The following is a 22,206-nucleotide window of genomic DNA, read 5'->3' as shown; positions in this document are numbered from 1 at the left end:
CAATCTGAAACGCTTGTCGCGCGTGATTCGTGGCGCTCGCTTTTCTGAGACCTGCGCCAGGCGATCGTACGCGGCTCCCTAGCGTGCGCTGCGCCTAAACGGCATCACCCGCAGACGCGCAGGCCATCCAAGTAGTTCGCCCATGCCTGCATCATCTTCGTGCGCTCTGCTAGGTGAGCGGTGCGGTTGTAGGCGCGGCCGTTGGGGTCGCGCACAGCGTGCGCGAGCTGGTGCTCGATGTAGTCGGGGCGGAAGTGCAGCACTTCATCCAATACGGTGCGAGCCATTGCCCGGAAGCCGTGGCCGCTCATCGTCTCCCGGTCGAAGCCCATGTATCGCAGGGCCGCGTTCACGGTGTTTTCGGACATGGGGCGGCGCGGGCTGCGGACGCCGGGAAAGACGTACTGCCCGCGACCCGTCAGGAGCCTCAGCTCGCGCAGGATCTCGACCGCCTGAGCGGATAGCGGGACGATGTGCGGGGTTTGGGTCTTGGTGGCCGTATAGCGCCACTCTGCGGCCTCCAGATCGATATTCGACCATTGGGCCGTGCGCAGCTCGCCAGGGCGCACGAACGTCAGCGGAGCAAGTTTCAGCGCGGCCACTGTCACGGCAGAGCCGGTGTAGGCATCTATGGCGCGCAGTAGCTCCCCGATCTTGGCCGGGTCGGTGATGCTGGCGAAATGCTTGGTCTTGGTTTGCTCAAGCGCGCCCACGAGGTCGGCCGCCGGGTTCCTCTCAGCGCGATCCGTGGCGATGGCGTACCGGAATACCTGACCGATGAAGCCGCGCGCGCGATGGGCAGTCTCGGCCACGCCACGTTGCTCCAGCTTGCGCAGGGCGGACAGGATGACTGAGGCGGTCAGGTCGGTAATCGGGAGGTCTCGGAGGGCGGCGATGTCCTTGGTAACCCAGCGGCGGGCCCGGAGTGCGCTCTTCTCGCCCAGACCTTCCTTTTCGCGCTTGGCGACGAACTCAAGGGCGATTGCGCCGAAGGTGTTAGCGGTCCGGTCCGCCAGGGCGGCCTTTTCTGCCTTGCGTTGCAGGCTGGGGTCTACGCCAGCCGCCAGCAGCTTGCGCGCTTCGTCCCGCTTCGCGCGCGCGTCCGACAGGCTGGTGTCCGGGTAGGTGCCCAGACTCAGGCGCTTTTCCTTGCCACCAAACCGGTACTTGAGCCGCCACCATTTGCCGCCGGACGGGGCCAGTTCCAGATACAGGCCGCCGCCATCGAACAGGCGCTGTGTCTTGTCGGCCGGCTTAGCCTTGCGAATGGCAACGTCTGAGAGAGGCATGGGGGCAACACTCTAAGGCTCGGAAGCTGTTGCCCCCGATCTTGCCCCCAGTTGCCCCCGGATTTCAATGATGCCTATCGGACGATATCGGACAGTGACGCCAGCCTAGATCAAGTACTGAAGCGAGCTTCCGCATTTCGTTGGACATCACCGGATTTGTATGTGGTGGGCCCACCAGGACTCGAACCTGGAACCAAGGGATTATGAGTCCCCTGCTCTAACCATTGAGCTATAGGCCCGCGGGCTGCGCAGTGTAGCGGCTCAGGCGGCCCCGGTGTTTGCGGTGGCGAGCCGGCGCTGGCGTTGCTGGTGGCGCAGGGCGTCGGTGCTGAGCACGGCGAGCGCGGCCCAGATGAGGATGAAGCCGGTCCAGCGCGACGGCGACATCGCCTCGTGGTTCACCCCCACGGCGATGGCGAACTGCAGCGACGGCGCCAGGTACTGCAGCATGCCGAGCAGGCTCAGCGGCAGGCGCCGGGCGGCGGCGGCGAAGAAGGTCAGCGGGGTGGCGGTGACGATGCCGGTGGAGGCGAGCAGCAGCGCACTGTGCCAGCCGTTGACCAGGAAGTGCGAGTCGCCATGCGCATGCAGCCAGCGCAGCGCGAGCAGGGCGAACGGCGCCAGCAGCAGGGTTTCGACGGCCAGGCTGGTGACCGCGCCGGTACGGCGGCCGGCGAAGCTTTTCATCAGGCCGTACAGGCCGAAGCTTCCCGCCAGCGCAAGGGCTAGCCACGGCGGGTGGCCGTAGCCGACGGCGATGACGGTGACCGCTCCGGTGGCGATCGCCATGGCGATCCACTGGGCCGGACGCAGGCGTTCGCGCAGCACGAACACGCCGAGCAGCACGGTGAGCAGCGGGTTGATGAAGTAGCCGAGCGAGGCCTGCAGCACCTCGCGCTGGTCGGCGGCGTAGACGTAGACCAGCCAGTTCACCGCGATCAGCGCTGCTGCGGCACCGAGGAAGGCCATCTGCCGGCCGTGGCGCAGGGTTTCGCGCAGCTCGCCGAGCGAGCGCCGGGCGGCGAGGATGCCCAGGCAGATCACCGCCGTCCACAGCGCACGGTGCGCCACCACCTCCAGCGCGGAGGCGAATTCCAGCTCGTTCAGGTACAGCGGCAGCACACCCCAGATGCCGTAGCAGGCGATGCCGAACAGCAGGCCACTGCGCATGGACGAATGGGCGTTCGGGGCGTTCACGGCATTCCGGGAGCGGTGGGGGCGTCGGAAAAAGAAACGCCCGCGGCGAGCGGGCGTTTCCGATCGAGCGTCGCGCGACCGGTCAGTCGAGGTCGAGGAACGAGCGCAGCTGCTCCGAGCGGCTCGGATGACGCAGCTTGCGCAGGGCCTTGGCCTCGATCTGGCGGATGCGCTCGCGGGTGACGTCGAACTGCTTGCCGACCTCTTCCAAGGTGTGGTCGGTGTTCATGTCGATGCCGAAGCGCATGCGCAGCACCTTGGCCTCCCGCGGGGTGAGCCCGGCAAGCACGTCGCGCACCGTCTCCATCAGCCCGGTCTCGGTGGCCGAGTCGATCGGCGAGGACGCGTTGGAGTCCTCGATGAAGTCGCCCAGGTGCGAATCTTCGTCGTCGCCGATCGGGGTCTCCATGGAGATCGGCTCCTTGGCGATCTTCAGCACCTTGCGGATCTTGTCCTCGGGCATGTCCATCTCCTTGGCCAGTTCCTCCGGCGTGGCCTCGCGGCCGAACTGCTGGAGCATCTGGCGGGAGATGCGGTTGAGCTTGTTGATCGTCTCGATCATGTGCACCGGGATGCGGATGGTCCTGGCCTGATCAGCGATGCTGCGGGTGATCGCCTGGCGGATCCACCAGGTGGCGTAGGTCGAGAACTTGTAGCCGCGGCGGTATTCGAACTTGTCCACCGCCTTCATCAGGCCGATGTTGCCTTCCTGGATGAGGTCCAGGAACTGCAGGCCGCGGTTGGTGTACTTCTTGGCGATCGAGATCACCAGACGCAGGTTGGCCTCGACCATCTCCTTCTTGGCGCGACGGGCCTTGGCCTCGCCCACGCTCATCGCGCGGTTGATGTCCTTGATGTCGGTCAGCGGCAGGAACAGCTTGCGCTCGATCGCGGCGAGCTTCTCCTGCTCGGCGTCGATCGCTTCCTTGTGCGTCTTGACGTTCGGCGACCACTTCTGGCGCTTGCGGCCAAGCTCGGCCGCCCATTCGAGGTTGCCCTCGTTGCTCGGGAAGGTCTTGAGGAACTCGGCCTTGGGCATCTTCACCTGCTTGATGAAGATATCCATCAGCACGCGCTCGTGGTGGCGGATGTCGCCCACCACCTCGCGCAGCTTGCGCACGAAGCTGTCGATCAGCGCGGACGGCAGCTTGAGCTTGAGGAATTCCTCGGCCATCTGATCGCGCAGCTTAACGATCTTCTTGTCGGTGATGCTGGTGGCCTTGGGGGCCGCCTTCTGGAACTTGGCGTAGTAGTCGCGCAGCAGCTCCATGCGGCGCTTGACCTCTTCCGGGTCCGGGCCGCTGGAGACGGCGTCGTCGTCGTCCGACGAGGTGTCGCTGTCGTCGTCGTCCTCGTCACCTTCGCTGTCGTCGTCGGCAGCGTTGGCTGCAGCCTCTTCGGCTTCCAGGCGGGCGGCGTCGGCGGCGGCTTCCAGATCGAGGAAGCCGGCAAGAATCTCGGACAGGCGGCGCTTGCCGTCCAGGTGCTGGTCGTATTCCTCCAGCAGCAGCTCGATGGTCAGCGGGAAGCTGGCCAGCGCGGTCTGCACCTGGCCCAGGCCTTCCTCGATGCGCTTGGCGATGGCGATTTCGCCCTCGCGGGTCAGCAGTTCGACCGTGCCCATCTCGCGCATGTACATGCGAACTGGGTCGGTGGTGCGCCCGACCTCGGCGTCCACGGCGGACAGCAGGGCCACGGCCTCCTCGGCGGCGGCCTCGTCGTCGTTGCCGCTGCCGGGCGCGTTGTCGGCCAGTGGATCGGCGTCCGGCGCGGCGTCGTGCACTTCGATGCCGACGCCCTTGAGCACCGCCATGATGTCTTCGATCTGCTCAGGGTCGACGATGTCGTCGGGCAGATGGTCGTTGATCTCGGCATAGGTCAGGTAGCCCTGCTCCAGACCCTTGGAGATGAGCGCCTTGATTTCGGACTGTTGCTCGGGAGCTTTGCTATTCATACCTACCGCCGCGGATGCAGGAACCGATCAGTATAGCGATGTGGCGCTTTTTTGACCAGTTTTCAAGGAAGAGAAACAGGTGCTGTGGGCAGCAAGAATCGCGCCAGACAAGGCGATTGCGTGGGCCCACGGGGGGTTCGGAGCCATCAGGTCTCCAGCCAGAAAGTGACCGGACCATCGTTCACCAGATGCACCTGCATATGGGCACCGAAGCGACCGGTTTCCACCCCCGGATGCGCGGCACGGGCCAGCTCGACCAGGCGATCGAACCAGTGGCGGCCATGTTCGGGGGGCGCGGCGGTGGTGAAACTCGGGCGCATGCCCTTGCGGGTGTCGGCCGCCAGGGTGAACTGGCTGACCAGCAGCAGGCCGCCATGGGTATCGGCGAGGGAGCGGTTCATGCGGCCGGCATCGTCGGCGAACACGCGGTAGCCGAGCAGACGCTCGAGCATGCGCCGGGCTTGCGGCTCACCGTCGCCGGGCTGGACGGCCACGAGGGCCAGCAGGCCATGGCCGATGGCTCCGACGGTCTCGCCGTCGACACTCACATGCGCGCCGGCGACGCGCTGGATCAGGGCGATCATGCGTGGTTCCGGGAAAGGTCGGCGCAGCTTAGCGCGACCGCTCCGGTTCCGGCAGCGATGGCGGGACCTTCCACTACACTGGCCGGATGCGTGCGGACATCTACCTGCTCTACCTCCTGCTGCGCCTGCTGGCGCTGTTGCCGCTGCGAGCGCTGCATGGCGCCGGGGCCCTGATCGGGCGGCTGATGCTGTGGCGCGGGGCGCGTGCGGCGGACGTCACCGCGGTGAACCTCGCGGTGACCCGGCCGGGCCTGTCGGCCGCGGCCCGCCGCACGTTGCTGCGTGGCGCGATGGTCGAGGCCGGCAAGTCGGTCACCGAGATCATCAAGGTCTGGGGCAGTGGCGCGACGCGTGCGCTGGGGCTGGTGCGCGAGGTGCGCGGCGGCGAGCTGTTCGACGCCGCGCTGGCGGCGGGCAAGGGGGTGATCATCGCCGCGCCGCACCTGGGTTGCTGGGAGTTGCTGAACTACTGGCTGTGCAGTCGCACGCCGATGGCGATCCTGTACCGGCCGCCGCGAATCGCTGCGGTGGAGCAGCTCTTGCGCAAGGTGCGGGGCGCGCTCGCCCCGGAGCAGGTACGCGCGGAGGGTGCGGGGGTGCGCACGCTGTACAAGCGGCTCGCCGCCGGTGGTGCGGTCGGCATCCTTCCGGACCAGAAGCCGCGTGCCGGCGAGGGCCAGGTGGCACCGTTCTTCGGCCGCGATGCGTTGACCATGGTGCTGTTGCCACGCCTGGCGGCTCGCACCGGCGCGACCGTGCTGTTCGCCTTCGCCGAGCGCCTGCCGCGCGGAAACGGCTTCCGCATCCATCTGCTGCCGGCGCCGGCCGGCCTGGACGATGCCGACCTGGGCGTGGCCTGCGCTGCGCTCAATCGCGGGGTGGAGGATTGCGTGGAGCGGGCGTTCACCCAGTACCAATGGCAATACAAGCGCTACTCGGCCGATGGCCTGGTCAGCCCCTACGACGGCCCCGGACGGATCGCGGTGGGCTGAGCGGCTCAGCCGGTGGAGCGCTCGAGCCGGCGCAGGAACACGGTCATCTCCTTCCTTGCCTGCTCGTCGCCACGTGCCTCGGCAGCGGCGATGCCGCGTCGCCACGCCTGCGCGGCGGCCGCGGTGTCGCCGGAATCCACGCAGGCCTTGCCCAGCAGCTTCCAGGCGGCCGAATAGGCCGGGTCGAAGGCCGTGGCCCGTTCCAGTTCCGCGCGGGCCTCGGCGGCGTCGTTCGCATCCAGCAGGGCGGCGCCGAGCGAAAAGCGCAGCAACGCGCCGTCGCGCGGGCCGCCGCACTGCGCACGCAGGGCCTGGATGCGGGACGGGCTCACGGGCGCGCCGTGCCCGGATAGACGAGCGTGGGTGTGGCCGGTTCGGGCGGGATCTGCCCGGCCTGCACGTCCACCAGCGATGGTGCCGCCCAGATCACGATCCAGGACGAGCGGAACGGCTGCACCAGCAGGGCGTAGCGGCGGTCCTCGTCGGTCAGCCTGCCGGGATGGGTCACGATCACTCCGTCAGGGTGCGCCTGGGCGAATGCGGCGACCTGTGCCGGCACGTGCATCTCGGTGATCGGGTCGGTCAGCCGCGCGGCGAAGTGGAACTGCGCGTCGTATGAACCGAAGTAGCCGATCGCGCGGTGCTGTGCCTGCATCGAGGCCAGCAGCTGGCTCGACGGCGTCAGGTCGTATTTGTGCCAGGCGGTGAGCGTGAACAGCGTGTTGAGGGCCAGCGTGCCGACCAGGCCTGCCACGGCCAGTCGGCGCAATTCGCCGCGGCCACGCAACAGCAGCAGTGCCCCCAGCAACAGGAACAGCGCGGAGAAATAGCGGCTGTAGCCGACCGCCTCGTCGAGCCATTCCCCGTGCAGGTGGTTGCCGACGACCAGGCCCGGCAGCACGAACATGAACACTGCCAGCAGCGCGCCACCCGCGGCGAGCGGCCACGTGCCCAGCCAAGCGGTGGTGGCCAGGCGCGGATGGCGCTCGCGCAGCAGCGCCACGGCGCCGGCCAGCAGCAGGCAGGCGCCGCCCAGCTCGGGCAGCGGGTAGTACAGCTGCTTGCCACTGACCAGCGAGAAGGTGACGAAGGCCGGCACCAGCCAGCTCAGCGCGAAGCGCATGCCGACCGGCAGCGGTCGGCGCAGCATCGCCAGCGCCGCGACCGCGCGCGGCCAGGCGCTGAGCGGGAACATCAGCACCGGCACGGCCAGCAGGTACCACCACACGGGTCGGGCATGGTTCTGCAGGTCGGCGGCCGGGGCCACGCCGTTGACCACGCGCCCCGCGGTCTGGGTGAAGAACAGCCGCTGGCGATAGGCCTCGCCGCCGCTGAAACCGGCCGGGACGGCCCAGGCCAGCAGCATCGCCAGGCCCAGCAGCACGCCCAGCGCGCCGAAGCCGTACCAGCGCGCGCGGTGCTGGCGCGCCCAGTCGCTCCAGAATGGACCGAGCAACCACGGAAAGATCACGTGGAGCAGCATGACCGGGCCCTTGGTCAGCAGCCCTAAGCCGATGCACAGGCCGAACAGCCACCAGCGAGGCTCGGCGCGGTGTCCGTATGGGATCAGGCACAACAACGAGGCCAGCGCCCAGGTGGCCAGCGGCACGTCGTACATGATCTGCAGGCCGAACAGGAAGGCGTAGCTCAGCGACAGCAGCATCCATGGCGTGGCCGAGGCGACCCAGGGGCGGTCCGGAAACAGGCGCCGGGCGATGACCGATATCAGCACCAGCTGGGCGCCACCGAAGCCGACCTCGAGCACCCGCGGCCAGATATCGTTGACGCCGAACACCGCCCAGCCGGCGTGGATCATCCAGAACAGCAGCGGCGCCTTCTCGCTGTACGGTTCGCCGTTCATGTACGGCACCAGCCAGTGGTGCCCATTCCACATTTCCCAGGCCACCGCGAGCGTGCGGGTGGAGAACAGCGGTGTTGGTCCGTGCGAGAAGATCGCCAGCAACGCGGCCGCGGTCCACAGTGGCAACCAGGGCCACAGTGCGCGCAGGTGTTCGGATCGACGGTAGGCGTTGGACGTCACGGCGTGGCTCGGCGAGGGAACGGCCCGCATTCTAGCTGCCGCGCTTAGCGGGTGCGGGCCGGCCCCCAGTAGCCGATGCGTCGGCGCAGCTTGAACTTGCGCCACAGGTTCATCGGCTTCGGTTTGCGGTTGCGGCCGCCCCGGGCGATGAAGGCGTCGATGGCATCCAGTACCCGCTCGCTGGAGCGCCCGTCGCGGTAGGGGTGGATCGCATCGGCATAGTCGCGGATCGCCTGCATCAGCTCCGGCGGCCTGGACAGCGCGCGTTCGATCGCCGGCTCGAAATCCTCCGCCCGGTCGATGTCGATCAGCTGCGGACCGGGCCGGCGATTCTTGAACGTCACCACCGGCTTGCCGGTGAGCAGGAACTCGTTGAGCGCGGACGAAGTGTCCGAGCACATCATGTCCACCTGGCCGAACAGGTCCAGGATGTTGTCGTCCTCGGCGAAGCGCAGGTGCTCGTTCTCCAGTGCCTGGTACTTGGCGCGGGTTTCCGGGTTCATCTTCGGATGGAAGGTGACGATCCAGCGCCAGCGGCCGTCGCGCGACAGCCGCTTCACCTCCTCGTACAGCGTCTCGGCGGCGCTCCAGGAGGGCGAAAAGGTGGAGTGGTAGAGGATCACCGGTGGTGTGCGCACCGGCGGCAGCGGGCCGGCGATCCCGCGCATGAATGGGTCGAGCTTGGGCCAGCCTGTTTCAGTGACGCTGAAGTGGCCGAGCTGGTCGGCCAGCGCCCGGAACTGTGCGGTGTCGCGCGGGCCGGTGGTGCAGTACAGGTCGAAGAAGCCGCGGATGTAGATATGGCGCGGCTTGCCGGCGTCGAAGCCGTGGAACACCTCGACCTTCACGCCCGGGAAAAAGTGCGGCAGGTGGTTGCCCGGGGTGAGCACGGCGATCGGCTTCCAGCGACGCACGTCTTCCACGCTCAGCAGGCGCTCGCCCTCGACCAGATCCTCCGCGCCGGGTCCGTCGAAGAACCAGGCCGTCTCGTCGCCGCGGGCGCGGATCGCCGCCTGCAGCGGGCGCAGGATCGCCAGTGCGTAGCGTTCGGAGCCGTAGAGGAGGTAATGCTTGGGCATGGCGGGTCCGGCCGATGAATCAGGACGCGTAGCTTAAGGCGTGGCGTCCGGCTTGCCGATCCGGTGGGCCTCAGCGGTCGATGCCGTGGCGCTTCAGCTCCGCCTCGGCCTCGGCCACCGAGGCGGGGTTCTGGCGCATCTCGTAGTAGCGCATGCGCTTGTACAGCGCATAGCTGGCGGCGGTCTGCGCGATCAGGAAACCGCGCCAGCCGTCGAGCATGGCCAGCCGGAACACGTAGTCCTTGAGGAAGGCCAGCAGGTAGACGAACGGCGCCTGCCACATCCGCACCGGCTTGCCCTTCTCCAGCCAGTCGCGGCATTTCAGCTCGGCGTAGCGCAGCACCTTGAGCTGCTTGTGCGGCAAGGTCGGGTTGTTGGCGTGATCGAACGGCGCGGTGAAGGTCGGCGCGCGACCCTCGAAGCGCAGGGACTCATGCACGCGCGCGTCAGTCCAGCGGGCGCGGTCGCGATGGTAGAGCCGGGCCAGTTTCTCGCCCACGTTCGGCCGGTACCAGCGCATCGGCCGGCCCATGTAGATGGTGCGCCGGCGCAGCCAGGCGGCCGGCGCGTCGCTGGCCATCAAGGCGGGCAGCTCGCGCTCCAGCTCCGCCACCAGTTCCGGCGAGAGCGACTCGTCGGCATCCAGCGCGAGGATCCAGTCGTGCGCGCACTGCGTGGTGGCGAAATTGCGTTGCGGCCCGAAACCCAACCACTCCTGCTGCACCACGCGAGCGCCGTGGGCTCTTGCGATCGCGACCGTGTCGTCGTCGCTGCCGGAATCCACCACCAGTCTTTCCGCGGCGAACGGGACCGAGTCCAGGCAGCGAGCGATGGTGTGCCCCTCGTTGTGGGTGATGACGACCAGGGTCAGGGGGAGGGTGCGCATGCCGGGATTCTACAGGGCGCCAGCACGATGGCCTCGCTGAATCGGACATGTCCACCAGGTGTCCACGGTCAACTCCATGACTTTGGACACATGACAGAATTCCATGATCGACAGGGGTGCTTCGGCCAGGGCAGGCCTCCAATCAAGGCGTGTCAATGAATCGAATCCTCGTCACTGGCGGCGCCGGCTTCCTCGGCTCGCATCTCTGCGACCGCCTGCTCGCCGCTGGGCATGACGTGCTCTGCGTCGACAACTTCTTTACCGGGACCAAGAAGAACGTCGCCCACCTCCTGGGGCGGCCGGATTTCGAGTTGATGCGCCATGACGTCACCTTTCCCCTCTACGTGGAGGTCGACCACATCTTCAATCTCGCCTGTCCGGCCTCCCCGGTGCACTACCAGCACGATCCGGTGCAGACCACCAAGACCTCGGTGCATGGCGCGATCAACATGTTGGGGCTGGCCAAGCGGCTGAGGGCGCGCATCCTGCAGGCTTCGACCAGTGAGGTATATGGCGATCCGGAAATGCATCCGCAGCGCGAGGAGTACTGGGGACGGGTCAATCCGATCGGTTTCCGCAGCTGTTACGACGAGGGCAAGCGCTGCGCCGAGACGCTGTTCTTCGACTATCACCGCCAGCACGACCTGGACATCAAGGTGGTGCGCATCTTCAACACTTACGGCCCCCGCATGCACCCCAATGACGGTCGCGTGGTGAGCAATTTCATCGTTCAGGCGCTCAGGGGCGAGGACATCACCCTGTATGGCGACGGCAGGCAGACGCGCAGCTTCTGCTACGTCGACGATCTGGTCGAGGCGATGCTGCGCATGATGGATACGCGGCGCGGGTTCACCGGGCCGGTGAACATCGGCAATCCGGTCGAGTTCACCATGATCGAGTTGGCCGAGCTGGTGCTGCGCCTGGTCGGCGGTGCGTCCCGTATCGTCCATCGCCCGCTGCCGGCGGACGATCCGCGACAGCGCCAGCCGGACATCGCGCTGGCCCGTGAAGAGCTGGGGTGGCAGCCACGGGTGGCGCTGGAGGATGGCCTGAAGGAGACGATCGCGTACTTTCGCCGGCTATTTGCCGAGGGGCATGCCGCATGACTGCGCCGGTGCGTTTCTCGGTCATCGTCACGAACTACAACTATGGCGCCTTCGTCTGCGAAGCAATCGACGGCGTGCTGGCGCAGACACGCGTGCCGCATCAGTTGATCGTGGTCGACGATGGCTCCACCGACGGTTCCCAGGCCCTGCTGGTCGAGCGCTATGGCGGGGATCCACGCGTGATGCTACTGATGGGGGAAAACGGGGGGCAACTGGCGGCGTTCCGGCGCGGTCTCGCCCAGGCCAGCGGCGACGTGGTCTGCTTCCTCGATGCCGACGACTGCTGGCGCCCGGAGCATCTGGCGCGGCTCGGCGAGCTGTTCGATACGCGCAGGGACATCGACTTCGTGTTCACCGATGTCGAGCTGTTCGACCAGCAGGTCGCCCGGATGCGCTATGCGGATCGCGCGGTGGACCTGGGATACACCGCAGTCAGCACCTACATGCTGACCCATTGGTACGGAGCGCCCACTTCGGCGATCGCGCTCCGGATCGACTGGGCTCGGCGTACCCTCGAACTCCCGGCCGGCCTCTCTTCGTCCTGGCGTCTTTCCGCCGACAATTGCCTGGTTTTCGGCACCAGCATCCTGGGCGGACGCAAGTTCTACCTGCCGACCGGTACCGTGCGCTATCGCATCCATGGCGCCAACGGCTGGTGGAGCAATCGCACCCCGGCGAACGAGTACCTCAACCGCTTCCGCTCGCGCGGCCTGATCGAGCACTATGCGCGCTCGGTCGGCTTGGACGCGCGCTGCGTCGAGTTCGCCAAGCAGGAGTTCAAGACCAAGCCTGAACCGACCTCGCGCGAGGCCCGCCGCTATGCCGGACTGGTCCGGCTCCGACGGGGCAGCTGGCTGCGTCGCACCGAGCAATCGCTTTCGATCCTCTGGTCAGCCTGGCGTCGTCGCGGCAAACTCCCCGTGGAGTTCAAAGGGTTGGGCTGATGCGCATCAGCGTCGCGGTGATCACCTACAACTGGCCGCAGGCGCTCGGCCTGGTGCTGCGCGCGCTGGCGCGGCAGACCGAGCTGCCCCACGAGGTCATCGTGACCGACGACGGCTCGCGCGATGACACGCGGCAGTTGCTCGAACGGGTGGCCCGCAACTATCCGACGCGGCTCGTGCATCTGTGGCAGCCTGACGATGGCGCGCGGATGAGTCGTGCGCGCAATCGCGCCATCGCCGCAGCCCAAGGCGACTATGTGGTGCTGCTCGACGGCGACATGGTCGCGGAGCGACATTTCATCGCCGACCATCGTGCATTTGCCCGCCCCGGGTGTTTCGTGCAGGGGTCGCGCGTGCTGACCGACGAGGCGTTGACCCGCCGCATGATCAGCGGGGAGCTCGAGCAGCCCGGATTCTTCGAGCGCGGCATCGAGCGGCGCCGCCACACGCTGCGGTTGCCGCCAGTCGCCCGTTTGTATGCCCGCCCGGGGCACAAGCAGCGCGGCATCAAGAGTTGCAACATGGGGTTCTGGCGCGACGACCTGCTGGGCATCAACGGGTTCAATGAGGCGATGACTGGCTGGGGCCGGGAGGACACCGAACTGGCGATCCGTGCTTTCCATGCGGGGCTGTCGCGACGGGACGTGCGCTTCAGCGCACTCGCTACCCATCTCTACCACCCCACCCGCAAGTGCATCGTCGACAACCCGAACGACAGGGTGGTGGAGGACACGCGCGCACGGAACCTGGTCCGTTGCGAGATGGGCGTGGACACCCACCTGCGGGAGTTCACTGTTCCGCCGGCTGATCTTCGTTCAGCGGGAGCGCCTGCCGGGGCGCCCATCCACGCCTGAGCGGGTCGGTCGGTCGCTTCGCCAGGGTGTGGGCGCGGCGCGATGCTTCCTGTTCGGCAAGCTTCGCGGGTGGTGGCTCCAGTAATCCGCGTGCCGCCGCCGCCCCCCACGCCAGCCACTTCATCGCGTGCCTGCGTTGCAGCACTGCGGCGTACCCCAGGCACAGCGGTGCGGCGGCCAGCAGCGTCTTGGCCAGGTAGCGGTAGCCCGCGCCGCGACCCCGGTACCTGCAGATCGCCAGGTGGCGGGAGCGCGCGTAGTGGAAGGCCTTGAACAGGCTGAGGGAGGCGCTCGGCGAGGACGATGCCCCGCCCGCATGAACGGCCCTGGCCGCAGGCTCGATCAGGCATTCATATCCAGCCCGCCTCAGGCGCAGGCACAGGTCATCGTCCTCGTAATAGAGGAAGAATCGCTCGTCGAAGCCTCCGATCTGCTGGAACGCGCCGGCGCGTACCAGCAGGCAGCAACCGTTGAGCCACTGAGCGGAGCAGGTCCCATCCGGCGGTAGGTAAGCCTGCCGGGGCAGTTTTTCGTAAAAGGCGGGCCGGAAACTCTTCTGGGGGTGCCCGCTGGCGCGCCAGCTCTGTGGGGCGATCGCCCCCGCCGAGGGGTAACGGTCCATACAGGCCATCAGCACTTCCATCGAGTCGGTCGGAAGGCTGCAATCGGGATTGAGCAGCAGGGCGAAGGGCGTGCGAACTTGCGCCATGGCCTCGTTGTTTGCCTTGCCGAAGCCGCCGTTGGTCTCCCGCTGCAACACGCGTGCATGCGGAAGCAACTGGCGCAGCGCCGTTACCGTGCCGTCTGTGCTGCCGTTGTCGATGACGATGACCTGCGGAAAGGGCCGCAGGCGCTCCGCCAGCGATTCAGCCAGCTCCCGGCTCTGGTACGTGACGCAGACCACCGTCACGCTGTCGTAGGTTCTTTCGTGCATCAGGCAAGCCATCCGGGGCCTTGGTGGATTCTCCCTGCGCTACCAGCGGAATGCAGGACAGGAGAAGGATAAATACGTGTCGGTGGGTAAAGTCAGCCCAGAGACAATTCGCCATCCCCGCCACGAAATACACCAGCAGCGCGCTCGCATAGATATCACGTTGCGGCGGATCCAGGCGGGATATGTAGCGTGCGAGCGCGACGAGTAACAGCAGATAAACCAGCAGGCCGGCGCATCCCTGCTCGGCCACGATCAACAGCATCTCCTGGTGCGGGTGCCCCATCATGAACGCTTGGCGGTTGGGCATGTCGCGGGTCGCATCCCGATACAGCGGCTCCCATTGGTGCAGGCCGTGCCCAAGAATGGGGGCAGAGGCGATCATTGGCAGCGTACGGCGCCAGAGTTCGAGCCGGATCCCCGACGAAGTCGCCGTATGTTGCTGTTCGTATGCGACGATTTCGTGATCGACGGACAGCACCAGGCGATCGCGCACGAGAGGTATGAACCAAAGCGCGGTAGCGGTGGCCGCGCCCAGGGTGAGCATGGCCGCCCCGGCCTTCAGCGGCGACCAGCGCCGAAGCAGCAGCCGCCACGCCCAGTACGCGGCCACCGGCAACAGGGTCAAGTAGCTTGTGCGGCTTTCCAGTGCGAAGCAGACGTTGGCCACGGCCAGCACGGATACCAGTGCCAGGCCCCAGCGCGTGGTCCTCGACTGTGCGCGCGTCGCCGCAGCCAGTGCCATCGACGCGAAGATCAGGGTTGCCAGTCCCTGCTGGGTGTATTCCTTGAACACGGTGTTGCGCATGAACGGCTGGGTGGCAACCAGCGCGCGTTGGGGAATCCAGCCGAAGGCCATGCCCCAGGAAATCAGCACGGTCAGCGCCATGGCCGCCGCAAAGGCGACCAGCGCACGCCGGCGCCAGCGGTGGTCATCGAGCACCGAGCCCAGGGCCAGGGGGTACCAGCAGGCCCAGACGAAGGACCCGCCGAGCGGCAGCTTCGATGTCAGATACCAGGTATGCAGGGCACTGAGGAAAAGCACCCCCCACCACACCAGGGCGCCGCGCACGACCGGATGACGCCAGGAGGCAAGCCACCGCCGGCCAGTGTCCGCGCCGAGCAACGACAAAAGGATGCACAGGCCAAGCGCCACGTTGGTACCGGGCTTGTTGACCGGCGCCATGAACAGGCTCGCCACGGCGCACCAGCGCGCGGCGAGCAGGATCCGGTGACGTCCGTTGCCGGAGCGGGACGGCGGCTCAGTCCTCACTGCTGTCATCATTGTTGCCCGCTCCCCCGGGCGTGCAGCCGTTCACCACGGCGTCGGCGCGGAACATCCACCATTCGCGGCGGTTGGCGTGACCGACATAGGTGGCCTTGGCCTTCTGCACGCAGTCCCCCATCGCGGCGTCCAGACTGAACAGCCAGCGATGGGCCGGATCGGCTTTCAGCCAGGCCACGGCGTCGGAAAACTGCTGCGGCCATGGTTTGAGGAAGCCGAATTCGGTCACCGGACCCTGGGCCATGAGCAGGTTCTGCTCCTTCCAGGCCACGAGGCCGATCGTGGCGTCGGGGCCGGCGATCGCGCGCGCTTTCTCCATCACCCCGAGTGCGGAACGGTCGGCATTGAGCAGCGGGTATCCCCACAGTCCGTAGACGCTCCAGAGCAGGGCGGCGAACGCGGCCCAGCCGAGCGGCGCGTGCCGCACGCGCGTGAGCGCGGCGATCAGCAGTCCGCCCGCACCCATCGCCAGGAACAGCCACCAGATCTGCGGGTCCAGGCTGTGCTCGATCTTCACCGACCAGGACGGATGCCGGATCAGCGCCAGTGCACCGGCGAGCGCAAGCGCGCCAGCCAGGCCCGCGGTCAGCGCGAACAGTGCACGGCAGACGCCGGGACGGCGCAGCAACGCCGGAAGCATCGGCGCCATCGCCAGCGCGGCGATCGGCAGGGCCGGCAGGATGTAGACGTCGCGCTTGCCTGGGCTCAGCGAAAAGAACACCAGGATCAGCACGATCCAGCCCAGCGGCAGCAGGAAACGCGCGTCGCGTCGCTTCAGGCGCCGCCACCAGGGCGGGATCGCCCACGGCAGCAGCAGCGAGAGCGGCAGCCAGTCGGCGGCGATGATGCCGAGGAAGAAGCCGATCGAGTGGATGTGTCCCGGCGGCGCGGCATAACGGTGCACGGTCTGGCCGAACAGGATGTTCTTCACGTACTCGGCATGCTGCGGATCGCCGTCCGCGTGAGCGGTCAGCACCATCGGCACCACCCAACCCAGTACCGGCAGCAGGAAGGCGAGCGCTCCCAGCGCCCAGCGCCCGGCGCTCCCGTCGAACCGTGCAACGTGCCGCCAGCCCCGGCGGCGCGCGAAGGCGAACGGCACCAGCATGAGCAGCGCGAGTACCCCGACGCCCTTCGTCACGACACCGACGCCGGCGAAGAAGCAGCCGATCCAGAACCATCGCCATGCCGGCCCGAGCAGCAGGTGACGGAGCAGGCCGTAATTGGCCAGGGTCATCCAGCCGAGCAGCAGCGGATCGATCTGGGCGTTGCGCATCTGATAGGTGAAGTGGATCGTCACCAGCAGCGTCAGCGCGGCGAGCAGGCCACTGCGGTGGTTCCACAGCCGGCGTGCCAGGTCGTAGACCAGCGCCAGCGCCCCCATCGCCGAGAGCAGTGACGGCAGCAGGAACGCGATGCGCCAGCTGCGGGTAAGGAAGTAGGCCAGCGCCTGCAGCCACATGAACACCGGCGGCTTGTCCGGGTACAGCTCGTGGCCGCGATGCGGGAACAGCCACTGGCCGTGCTCGACCATCCAGTGGGCGACCAAGGCGAAACGTGGCTCGTCCGACGGCCAGGGATCGCGCAGGCCGATGCCGATGCCGAGCACGAACAGGGCGAACAGGCCTGACCAGAGCAGTTCGCGACGGGCGTTGCCCAGCCACAGCGGGTGGGCGCGATTGAGTGACACGGGCGGCTTCACGGCAGGGACGCTTCCATCAGGCGACGGGCAACCGGGCAAGCATAGCCGCCCGTCCGCGAATCGTGCCCGGCCATCAGGGTCGGGGGTGTTTGCGCAGCACGGCGTAGTACATGCCGTCGAGGTCGCCGTCGCCTGGCAGGATCTGCCAGCCCACGGCGGCGCACCGGCCGACCGGCAGGTCGATCGGCACGACCTCGGCATCGGCGTGCGCGGCGAGCAACTCGGTAACCACGGCTTCGTTCTCCGCGCGCAGCAGCGAGCAGGTGGCGTACACCAGCTGTCCGCCCGGCGCCAGCAGCGGCCACAGCGCATGCAGGATGCGTCGCTGCTGCACGCCGAGTTCGGCGATGTCGCTTTCGCGGCGGTGCAGGCGCACGTCGGGGCGGCGGCGCAGCACGCCCGAGGCGGAACACGGCGCGTCGATGAGGATGCGGTCGAACGGCCGGCCGTCCCACCATGCGGCGGGATCGCCGGCGTCGCCCACGATCAGCTTCGCCGACAGCCGCAGGCGCTCCAGGTTCTCCCGGATGCGGGTGGCGCGGTGCTCGTCCATCTCCAGTGCGGTGAGCTCCACGTCCGCGCGCTCGAGCAGGTGGCACGCCTTGCCGCCCGGCGCGGCGCAGGCGTCGAGCACGCGCTGGCCGTCGCAGGCATCGACGAGGTCGGTGGCGACCTGGGCGGCGCCGTCCTGTACGGCGAAGGCGCCTTCGGCGAATCCGGGCAGACGGGTCACGTCGGTGCTGTGTGGCAGCACGATGCCGTCGGCCAGCCACGGGTGCGCTTCGGCCGCCTGCCCGGCCTCGCGCAGCGCCGCGACGAGTGTGCCGCGGTCACCATGGCGGCGGTTCGCGCGCAGCATCAGGGGCGGCTCACGGTTGTCGGCAGCCATCACCGCCCCGGCCTGCGCGGGCCAGTCGGTCGCCAGCGCGGCAGCGAGCCAGTCGGGATGGGCGTGGCGGGTCGCCGGCTGCGCGTCCAGCCTGGCGAGGCGCTCGCCGCGCTCGCGCTGCCAGCGTCGCAGCACCGCGTTCACCAGCCCGACCAGCGCTGGCCGCTTGAGCGCGTGGGTCGCCTCGACCGTGGCGGCCACGGCGGCGTAGTCCTCCAGCTCCAATACCTCCAGCTGCACCAGGCCGAGCACCAGCAGGGCGTGGATGGCGGGCTCCTTGCGCTTGAGCGGTCTGGCCAGCAGCTCATCCAGTGCGGCGTCGTAGCGAAGCCACCAGCGGGCACCCTCGCTGAGCAGGGCCATCAGCAGGGCGCGGTCGCGTGGATCGGTAAGGCGCGGCGCGGTGCGCTCCATCACCTCGCGCAGCGAGGCGCCGCGCAGGGCGATCTCGGCGAGGCCGCCGGCGGCGAGCGCGCGGGTGTCCGGTTTCATCGTGGCGCGCGCAGCTCGGCGCGGGCGTTGAGGTAGTCCGCCGCGCTGATGCGCTTGCCGCCGGCGCGCTGGATCGCGGTAACCCGCAGGGCGCCGTTGCCGCAGGCGATGTCGATGCCGTCGCGGCTGGCGGCGAGCAAGGTGCCCGGCGCGGCGCTGGGTACGTTCTCAATCGCGCGCGCGGCCCACACCCGCACCCGCTCGCCGGCGATCTCGCCCTCGGCGACCGGCCAGGGATCGAAGGCACGGACCTGCCGTTCCAGCGCGATCGCGGGCCGGGTGAAGTCCAGCAGTGCCTCGGCCTTGTCCAGCTTGTGCGCGTAGGTGACGCCGGCTTCCGCTTGCGGCGTGGCAGTCAGGGTTTCGCCTGCCATGACCCGGCGCAGCCCTTCGGCCAGCACGTCGGCGCCGAGTGCGGAAAGCCGGTCGTGCAAGCTGCCGCCGGTGTCGTCAGCGGTGATCGGCGTGCGTCGTTCCAGCAGCACCGGGCCGGTATCCAGCCCGGCCTCCATCTGCATCAGGTCGACGCCGCTCTCGGCATCGCCTGCGAGGATCGCGCGCTGGATCGGCGCGGCGCCGCGCCAGCGCGGCAGCAGGCTGGCATGGACGTTCCAGCAACCCAGGCGCGGGATCGCCAGCACCTTGCGCGGCAGGATCAGCCCGTAGGCGACCACCACCATCAGGTCCGGGGCATATGCGGCCAGCCGCTCGCGCGCGGCAGGGTCCCTCAACGACTCGGGCTGTTCGACCGGGATGCCGGCCTCCAGCGCGGCCTGCTTCACCGGACTGGGGGTGAGCTTGCGCCCACGTCCGGCCGGCCGGTCCGGCTGGGTGTACGCGGCCACAAGCTCGGCGTCGCTGGCGCGGCACGCGGCGAGGCAGGGAACGGAGAATTCGGGGGTGCCGGCGAAGACGATGCGCAGCGGGGTCGTTGCGCTCAAGCGCTGGCCGCCTGCTTGCGCTGCTTCTCCATCCGCTTGAGCAGCATTGAGCGCTTCAGCGGCGAGAGGTAGTCGACGAAGACCTTGCCGGCCAGATGGTCCATCTCGTGCTGGATGCACACGGCCAGCGGACCCTCGATGTCCATCACCACTTCCTTGCCATCCGCGTCGTGCGCCTTGACCTTGACCTTCAGCGCACGGGTGACGTCGGCGAAGATGCCGGGGAACGACAGGCAGCCTTCCTGGTAGACCTGGGTGCCGGTCTTCTCCAGGATTTCCGGGTTGATCAGCGCCAGCGGCTGGTTGCGTTCCTCGCTCATGTCGGCGACCAGCACCTGCTGGCTCACGGCGACCTGGGTCGCGGCCAGGCCGACGCCGTTGGCGGCATACATGGTTTCGAACATGTCGGCGACGAACTGCCTCAGCTCGGCGTCGAAGCGGGTCACCGGCTCCGCGCGAACGCGCAGGCGGGGATCGGGGAATTCAATGATGTTGAGAACGGACATAAGCTCACCTCGTCGCCGGAATTGCGGGCAAAGTGGCGAAAACCCATGCCGGCCGCGATCTAGAATACGGTTCATTGTACGTCGGCAAGCCCGCGTAAGGCAGACAGTTTTGCCAACTGGCTCCAGTTGCGTGGCTTAACCGTTCGGTTACACTCGCGACTGCACCGGGGGAGGGGGATTCCCGCATATGATCAAGAAGTCCATCGGACTGCTGGCAGGCATGCTGGTGACAGTTGCCGTTTATGCCGCCGGGGCCCAGCTCCGGGCCAGTCATCCTGACACCTACACCGTGCACCGGGGTGACACCCTGTGGGGCATTTCCGCCAAGTTCCTGTCCAAGCCCTGGTTGTGGCCGGAGATCTGGCAGGCCAACCCGCAGGTGCACAACCCGCACCTGATCTACCCGGGTGATGTCCTCAACCTGTCCTTTATCAACGGCCCCTCGCTGAAACTGGAGCCGGGTGTACATGCGGGCGAGGAACCGGTTCCGGCCATTCCGCTGTCCGACCTGAGCATGTTTCTCAAGGACATGCGGGTAGTGAATTCGAACGAGCTGAATTCCACTCCCTACGTGGTGGGCCTGGAAGAAGCGCGACTGGCCGGTGCGCCGGGGCAGAACGTCTACGTGCGCAACCTGAATTCCCAGCCCGGGCAACGCTGGGCCATCGTCCGACCGACGCATGTATTCCGCGGCTACGGCAAGGGCGATGACCGCGATCTGGTCGCGCATCCGCTCGATGCCGACGTGTCCACGGTGCGCGGGCCCTGGTCCGAGGACTTCCGCAACGACGGTCACTACGGCCGCGGCGATGATCTGGGTGTCGAGGTCACCGTGATCGGTACGGCGGAGACGCTGCGCACGGGCGACGTTTCCACCCTGCTGCTGCTCGACTCCACGCGGGAGGTCCGCAAGGGCGACCGGGTGATGCCGATCGACGATCAGCCTTACGATGCCTACTACTACCCGCACGCGCCCAAGAGCGTGCCGCAGAACGCCCGGGTGATCGCCATCGCCGACGCGCTGGATGCGGATGGCAAGCTGCAGGTGGTCGCGTTGTCCATCGGCAAGCAGGACGGTGTCGAGAACGGCCAGACCTACGCCGTCTGGCAGCCGGGTGAGACGATCGCCGACGATGTCGCGGGCGACAGCTGGGATCGTGGTACTTCGCCGAAGGTGACCCTGCCGGAGGAGTTCGCCGGCCACGTGATGGTGTTCCGCACCTTCGACAAGGTCAGCTATGCGCTGATCATGGACAGCCTGAAGCCGGTCAAGAACCGCGACACGCTGCGCATGCCCGAATAAGCCACCGCCCGGTGGCGGGGCGGTGCAGGACCACACGACGGCGCGGCTTTGCCGCGCCGTCTGCTTTTGGTCCGCCACTTAGACTTGCCGGATGGACGAGGATCAATTGCGCGCCTGGCTGTTGGCACTCAGGTGCCCGGGGCTGGGGCCCGGTGGATTGCGCACACGTCTGGCCGATGCCGACGGAGATATCGCGAGCGCGCTCGATCGGATCGTCCGGGGCTCCGTTCCGGCCGAGGCGGGGGCGCGGGACTGGCTACGTCGTCCGGACCAGGCGCGACTGGACGAGGATCTGCTTTGGCTGGCGCATCCCGGTCGCCGGCTGCTCTGCTGTACCGATGCCGATTTTCCACCGCCTCTGGAGACCATCCCGCAACCGCCGGCGGCGCTGTTCGTGGCGGGCGATGCCTCCCTGCTGCTGTTGCCGCAGGTCGCCATCGTCGGAGCTCGCCAGGCCAGTCCCGGCGGTCTGGCCAACGCGCGCGCCTTCGCGCGCTCGTTGGGGCAGGCTGGGTTGCTGGTGACCAGCGGCATGGCCGATGGCATCGATGGGGCCGCCCATGTCGCCGCGCTGGATGCCGGCCTGCCGACCGTGGCAGTGGTCGGTACCGGTGCCGACCGGGTCTATCCGCGCAAGCACCAAGGGCTCGCCCGCCGCATCGTCGAGCGGGGCGCGCTGGTCAGCGAATTCCCACCCGGCACGCCGGCCCGGGCCGATCATTTTCCCCGCCGCAATCGCCTGATCGCAGGGTTGGCTCTGGGCACCCTGGTGGTCGAGGCGGGCCTGCGATCGGGTTCGTTGATCACCGCGCGTCTGGCGGCCGAACAGGGGCGCGAGGTGTTCGCCCTGCCCGGATCGATCCACCATCCCCTGGCGCGCGGCAGCCACCAGCTGATCCGCGATGGTGCCCGCCTGGTAGAGGATCCGGGCGAGGTGATCGAGGCATTGGGGCCGGCCGCACGGGCGCTTGGTGCCGATCTGGCGGCCCGGCTGGGCGGGGAGTCACCCGATGCTCCGATCGGCGGGACCGCGACCGAGGCGGCGGACGATCCCCTGATGGCGGCCCTGGGTCACGATCCGGTCGCGCTGGACGAGCTGGTGGCGCGCCTAGGCACCCCGGCCTCCGAGCTGTCGGCACGCCTGCTGCTCCTGGAGCTGGAGGGGCGGATCGGTGCCCTGCCCGGCAATCGGTACCAGCGTCTGGCCCGCTGAATCCGGCGTCCCGCCTCA

20 protein-coding genes and 1 tRNA gene are annotated in these 22,206 nt (G+C 68.0%); 6 read left to right on the top strand and 15 right to left on the bottom strand.

The genetic code is table 11. The annotated features are described in order from the left end of the window. Positions 1-104 precede the first annotated feature (104 nt). The 5 genes from NC595_RS00950 to dtd form a co-directional block, all read right to left on the bottom strand. Positions 105-1,289 carry a tyrosine-type recombinase/integrase gene (locus tag NC595_RS00950; protein ID WP_253564258.1) on the bottom strand — a complete coding sequence of 395 codons (1,185 nt, stop codon included), beginning with the start codon at positions 1,287-1,289 and terminating at the stop codon, positions 105-107. Between the two features lie 163 nt (positions 1,290-1,452). Beyond that, positions 1,453-1,528: transfer RNA gene (locus tag NC595_RS00945), tRNA-Ile, on the bottom strand. A 22-nt stretch (positions 1,529-1,550) separates the two neighbouring features. Beyond that, positions 1,551-2,486 (bottom strand): EamA family transporter RarD, encoded by a 936-nt coding sequence (rarD, locus tag NC595_RS00940; protein WP_253564257.1) that lies wholly within the window; start codon positions 2,484-2,486, stop codon positions 1,551-1,553. A gap of 82 nt (positions 2,487-2,568) precedes the next feature. Next, positions 2,569-4,440 carry an RNA polymerase sigma factor RpoD gene (gene rpoD / locus NC595_RS00935; RefSeq protein WP_253564256.1) on the bottom strand — a complete coding sequence of 624 codons (1,872 nt, stop codon included), beginning with the start codon at positions 4,438-4,440 and terminating at the stop codon, positions 2,569-2,571. Positions 4,441-4,586: 146 nt separating this feature from the next. Continuing rightward, positions 4,587-5,024 carry a D-aminoacyl-tRNA deacylase gene (gene dtd / locus NC595_RS00930; protein ID WP_253564255.1) on the bottom strand — a complete coding sequence of 146 codons (438 nt, stop codon included), beginning with the start codon at positions 5,022-5,024 and terminating at the stop codon, positions 4,587-4,589. Between the two features lie 86 nt (positions 5,025-5,110). Here dtd and NC595_RS00925 point away from each other — a divergent pair, with 86 nt between their 5' ends. After that, a complete protein-coding gene (locus NC595_RS00925; RefSeq protein WP_253564254.1) occupies positions 5,111-6,016 on the top strand; it encodes an LpxL/LpxP family acyltransferase in 906 nt (301 codons plus the stop codon). A 5-nt stretch (positions 6,017-6,021) separates the two neighbouring features. Here the strand turns inward: NC595_RS00925 and NC595_RS00920 are convergent, their stop codons facing one another. From NC595_RS00920 to NC595_RS00905, 4 genes are all read right to left on the bottom strand, one after another. Further along, on the bottom strand, positions 6,022-6,348 hold the full coding sequence (locus tag NC595_RS00920; protein ID WP_253564253.1) for a hypothetical protein: 327 nt from the start codon (positions 6,346-6,348) through the stop codon (positions 6,022-6,024). Then, on the bottom strand, positions 6,345-8,057 hold the full coding sequence (locus NC595_RS00915; RefSeq protein ID WP_253564252.1) for an ArnT family glycosyltransferase: 1,713 nt from the start codon (positions 8,055-8,057) through the stop codon (positions 6,345-6,347). Before NC595_RS00915 ends, NC595_RS00920 begins: the two co-directional genes overlap by 4 nt. 44 nt (positions 8,058-8,101) lie before the next feature. Then, positions 8,102-9,136, bottom strand: a complete 1,035-nt coding sequence (locus NC595_RS00910) for a CDP-glycerol glycerophosphotransferase family protein (protein WP_253564251.1) — start codon at positions 9,134-9,136, stop codon at positions 8,102-8,104. Positions 9,137-9,206: 70 nt separating this feature from the next. Next, on the bottom strand, positions 9,207-10,022 hold the full coding sequence (locus NC595_RS00905; RefSeq protein WP_253564250.1) for a glycosyltransferase family 2 protein: 816 nt from the start codon (positions 10,020-10,022) through the stop codon (positions 9,207-9,209). A gap of 155 nt (positions 10,023-10,177) precedes the next feature. Between NC595_RS00905 and NC595_RS00900 the strand changes: the two genes are divergently transcribed. The 3 genes from NC595_RS00900 to NC595_RS00890 are packed head-to-tail and all read left to right on the top strand — an operon-like array spanning position 10,178 to position 12,926. Then, positions 10,178-11,128 (top strand): UDP-glucuronic acid decarboxylase family protein, encoded by a 951-nt coding sequence (locus NC595_RS00900; RefSeq protein WP_253564249.1) that lies wholly within the window; start codon positions 10,178-10,180, stop codon positions 11,126-11,128. Next, on the top strand, positions 11,125-12,072 hold the full coding sequence (locus NC595_RS00895) for a glycosyltransferase family 2 protein (protein WP_253564248.1): 948 nt from the start codon (positions 11,125-11,127) through the stop codon (positions 12,070-12,072). The genes NC595_RS00900 and NC595_RS00895 overlap by 4 nt, the downstream gene beginning before the upstream one ends. After that, positions 12,072-12,926, top strand: a complete 855-nt coding sequence (locus tag NC595_RS00890) for a glycosyltransferase family 2 protein (RefSeq protein WP_253564247.1) — start codon at positions 12,072-12,074, stop codon at positions 12,924-12,926. Before NC595_RS00895 ends, NC595_RS00890 begins: the two co-directional genes overlap by 1 nt. On the opposite strand, the gene NC595_RS00885 is transcribed toward NC595_RS00890, so the two are convergent. The 6 genes from NC595_RS00885 to def all read right to left on the bottom strand — a co-directional run bounded on the left by NC595_RS00885 (position 12,862) and on the right by def (position 19,672). Further along, positions 12,862-13,860, bottom strand: a complete 999-nt coding sequence (locus NC595_RS00885) for a glycosyltransferase family 2 protein (protein WP_253564246.1) — start codon at positions 13,858-13,860, stop codon at positions 12,862-12,864. The two genes, NC595_RS00890 and NC595_RS00885, sit on opposite strands and share 65 nt — an antisense overlap. After that, positions 13,793-15,142, bottom strand: coding sequence for an O-antigen ligase family protein (locus tag NC595_RS00880; protein ID WP_253564245.1), 1,350 nt, complete (start codon positions 15,140-15,142; stop codon positions 13,793-13,795). Before NC595_RS00880 ends, NC595_RS00885 begins: the two co-directional genes overlap by 68 nt. Beyond that, the gene (locus NC595_RS00875; RefSeq protein WP_253564244.1) at positions 15,120-16,844 is read right to left on the bottom strand and encodes an ArnT family glycosyltransferase; all 1,725 of its coding nucleotides are present in this window, start codon (positions 16,842-16,844) and stop codon (positions 15,120-15,122) included. Before NC595_RS00875 ends, NC595_RS00880 begins: the two co-directional genes overlap by 23 nt. A gap of 73 nt (positions 16,845-16,917) precedes the next feature. Further along, on the bottom strand, positions 16,918-18,225 hold the full coding sequence (gene rsmB, locus NC595_RS00870; RefSeq protein ID WP_253564243.1) for a 16S rRNA (cytosine(967)-C(5))-methyltransferase RsmB: 1,308 nt from the start codon (positions 18,223-18,225) through the stop codon (positions 16,918-16,920). Further along, entirely contained in the window at positions 18,222-19,166 is a 945-nt protein-coding gene (gene fmt, locus NC595_RS00865; RefSeq protein ID WP_253564242.1) for a methionyl-tRNA formyltransferase, read from the bottom strand. Before fmt ends, rsmB begins: the two co-directional genes overlap by 4 nt. Next, on the bottom strand, positions 19,163-19,672 hold the full coding sequence (gene def / locus NC595_RS00860) for a peptide deformylase (protein WP_253564241.1): 510 nt from the start codon (positions 19,670-19,672) through the stop codon (positions 19,163-19,165). The genes fmt and def overlap by 4 nt, the downstream gene beginning before the upstream one ends. A gap of 187 nt (positions 19,673-19,859) precedes the next feature. Here def and NC595_RS00855 point away from each other — a divergent pair, with 187 nt between their 5' ends. After that, the gene (locus NC595_RS00855; protein ID WP_253564240.1) at positions 19,860-20,975 is read left to right on the top strand and encodes a LysM peptidoglycan-binding domain-containing protein; all 1,116 of its coding nucleotides are present in this window, start codon (positions 19,860-19,862) and stop codon (positions 20,973-20,975) included. A 91-nt stretch (positions 20,976-21,066) separates the two neighbouring features. Further along, a complete protein-coding gene (dprA, locus tag NC595_RS00850) occupies positions 21,067-22,188 on the top strand; it encodes a DNA-processing protein DprA (protein ID WP_253564239.1) in 1,122 nt (373 codons plus the stop codon). Positions 22,189-22,206: the final 18 nt, after the last annotated feature.

The organism is Dyella lutea (assembly GCF_024158035.1).
Taxonomy (GTDB): domain Bacteria; phylum Pseudomonadota; class Gammaproteobacteria; order Xanthomonadales; family Rhodanobacteraceae; genus Dyella_A; species Dyella_A lutea.
Note: the sequence above shows the minus strand (reverse complement) of the source record. Positions and strands in the feature narration are given on the sequence as shown.

What these genes read in the sequence shown, in the direction of transcription:
- NC595_RS00890 (WP_253564247.1), top strand. Translation starts at nt 12,072, where the DNA reads ATGCGCATCAGCGTCGCGGTGATCACCTACAACTGGCCGCAGGCGCTC.
- NC595_RS00895 (WP_253564248.1), top strand. Translation starts at nt 11,125, where the DNA reads ATGACTGCGCCGGTGCGTTTCTCGGTCATCGTCACGAACTACAACTAT.
- NC595_RS00925 (WP_253564254.1), top strand. Translation starts at nt 5,111, where the DNA reads ATGCGTGCGGACATCTACCTGCTCTACCTCCTGCTGCGCCTGCTGGCG.
- NC595_RS00900 (WP_253564249.1), top strand. Translation starts at nt 10,178, where the DNA reads ATGAATCGAATCCTCGTCACTGGCGGCGCCGGCTTCCTCGGCTCGCAT.
- NC595_RS00885 (WP_253564246.1), bottom strand. Translation starts at nt 13,860, where the DNA reads ATGCACGAAAGAACCTACGACAGCGTGACGGTGGTCTGCGTCACGTAC.
- NC595_RS00905 (WP_253564250.1), bottom strand. Translation starts at nt 10,022, where the DNA reads ATGCGCACCCTCCCCCTGACCCTGGTCGTCATCACCCACAACGAGGGG.
- NC595_RS00855 (WP_253564240.1), top strand. Translation starts at nt 19,860, where the DNA reads ATGATCAAGAAGTCCATCGGACTGCTGGCAGGCATGCTGGTGACAGTT.
- def (WP_253564241.1), bottom strand. Translation starts at nt 19,672, where the DNA reads ATGTCCGTTCTCAACATCATTGAATTCCCCGATCCCCGCCTGCGCGTT.
- dprA (WP_253564239.1), top strand. Translation starts at nt 21,067, where the DNA reads ATGGACGAGGATCAATTGCGCGCCTGGCTGTTGGCACTCAGGTGCCCG.
- rsmB (WP_253564243.1), bottom strand. Translation starts at nt 18,225, where the DNA reads ATGAAACCGGACACCCGCGCGCTCGCCGCCGGCGGCCTCGCCGAGATC.
- NC595_RS00910 (WP_253564251.1), bottom strand. Translation starts at nt 9,136, where the DNA reads ATGCCCAAGCATTACCTCCTCTACGGCTCCGAACGCTACGCACTGGCG.
- rpoD (WP_253564256.1), bottom strand. Translation starts at nt 4,440, where the DNA reads ATGAATAGCAAAGCTCCCGAGCAACAGTCCGAAATCAAGGCGCTCATC.
- NC595_RS00880 (WP_253564245.1), bottom strand. Translation starts at nt 15,142, where the DNA reads ATGATGACAGCAGTGAGGACTGAGCCGCCGTCCCGCTCCGGCAACGGA.
- dtd (WP_253564255.1), bottom strand. Translation starts at nt 5,024, where the DNA reads ATGATCGCCCTGATCCAGCGCGTCGCCGGCGCGCATGTGAGTGTCGAC.
- NC595_RS00950 (WP_253564258.1), bottom strand. Translation starts at nt 1,289, where the DNA reads ATGCCTCTCTCAGACGTTGCCATTCGCAAGGCTAAGCCGGCCGACAAG.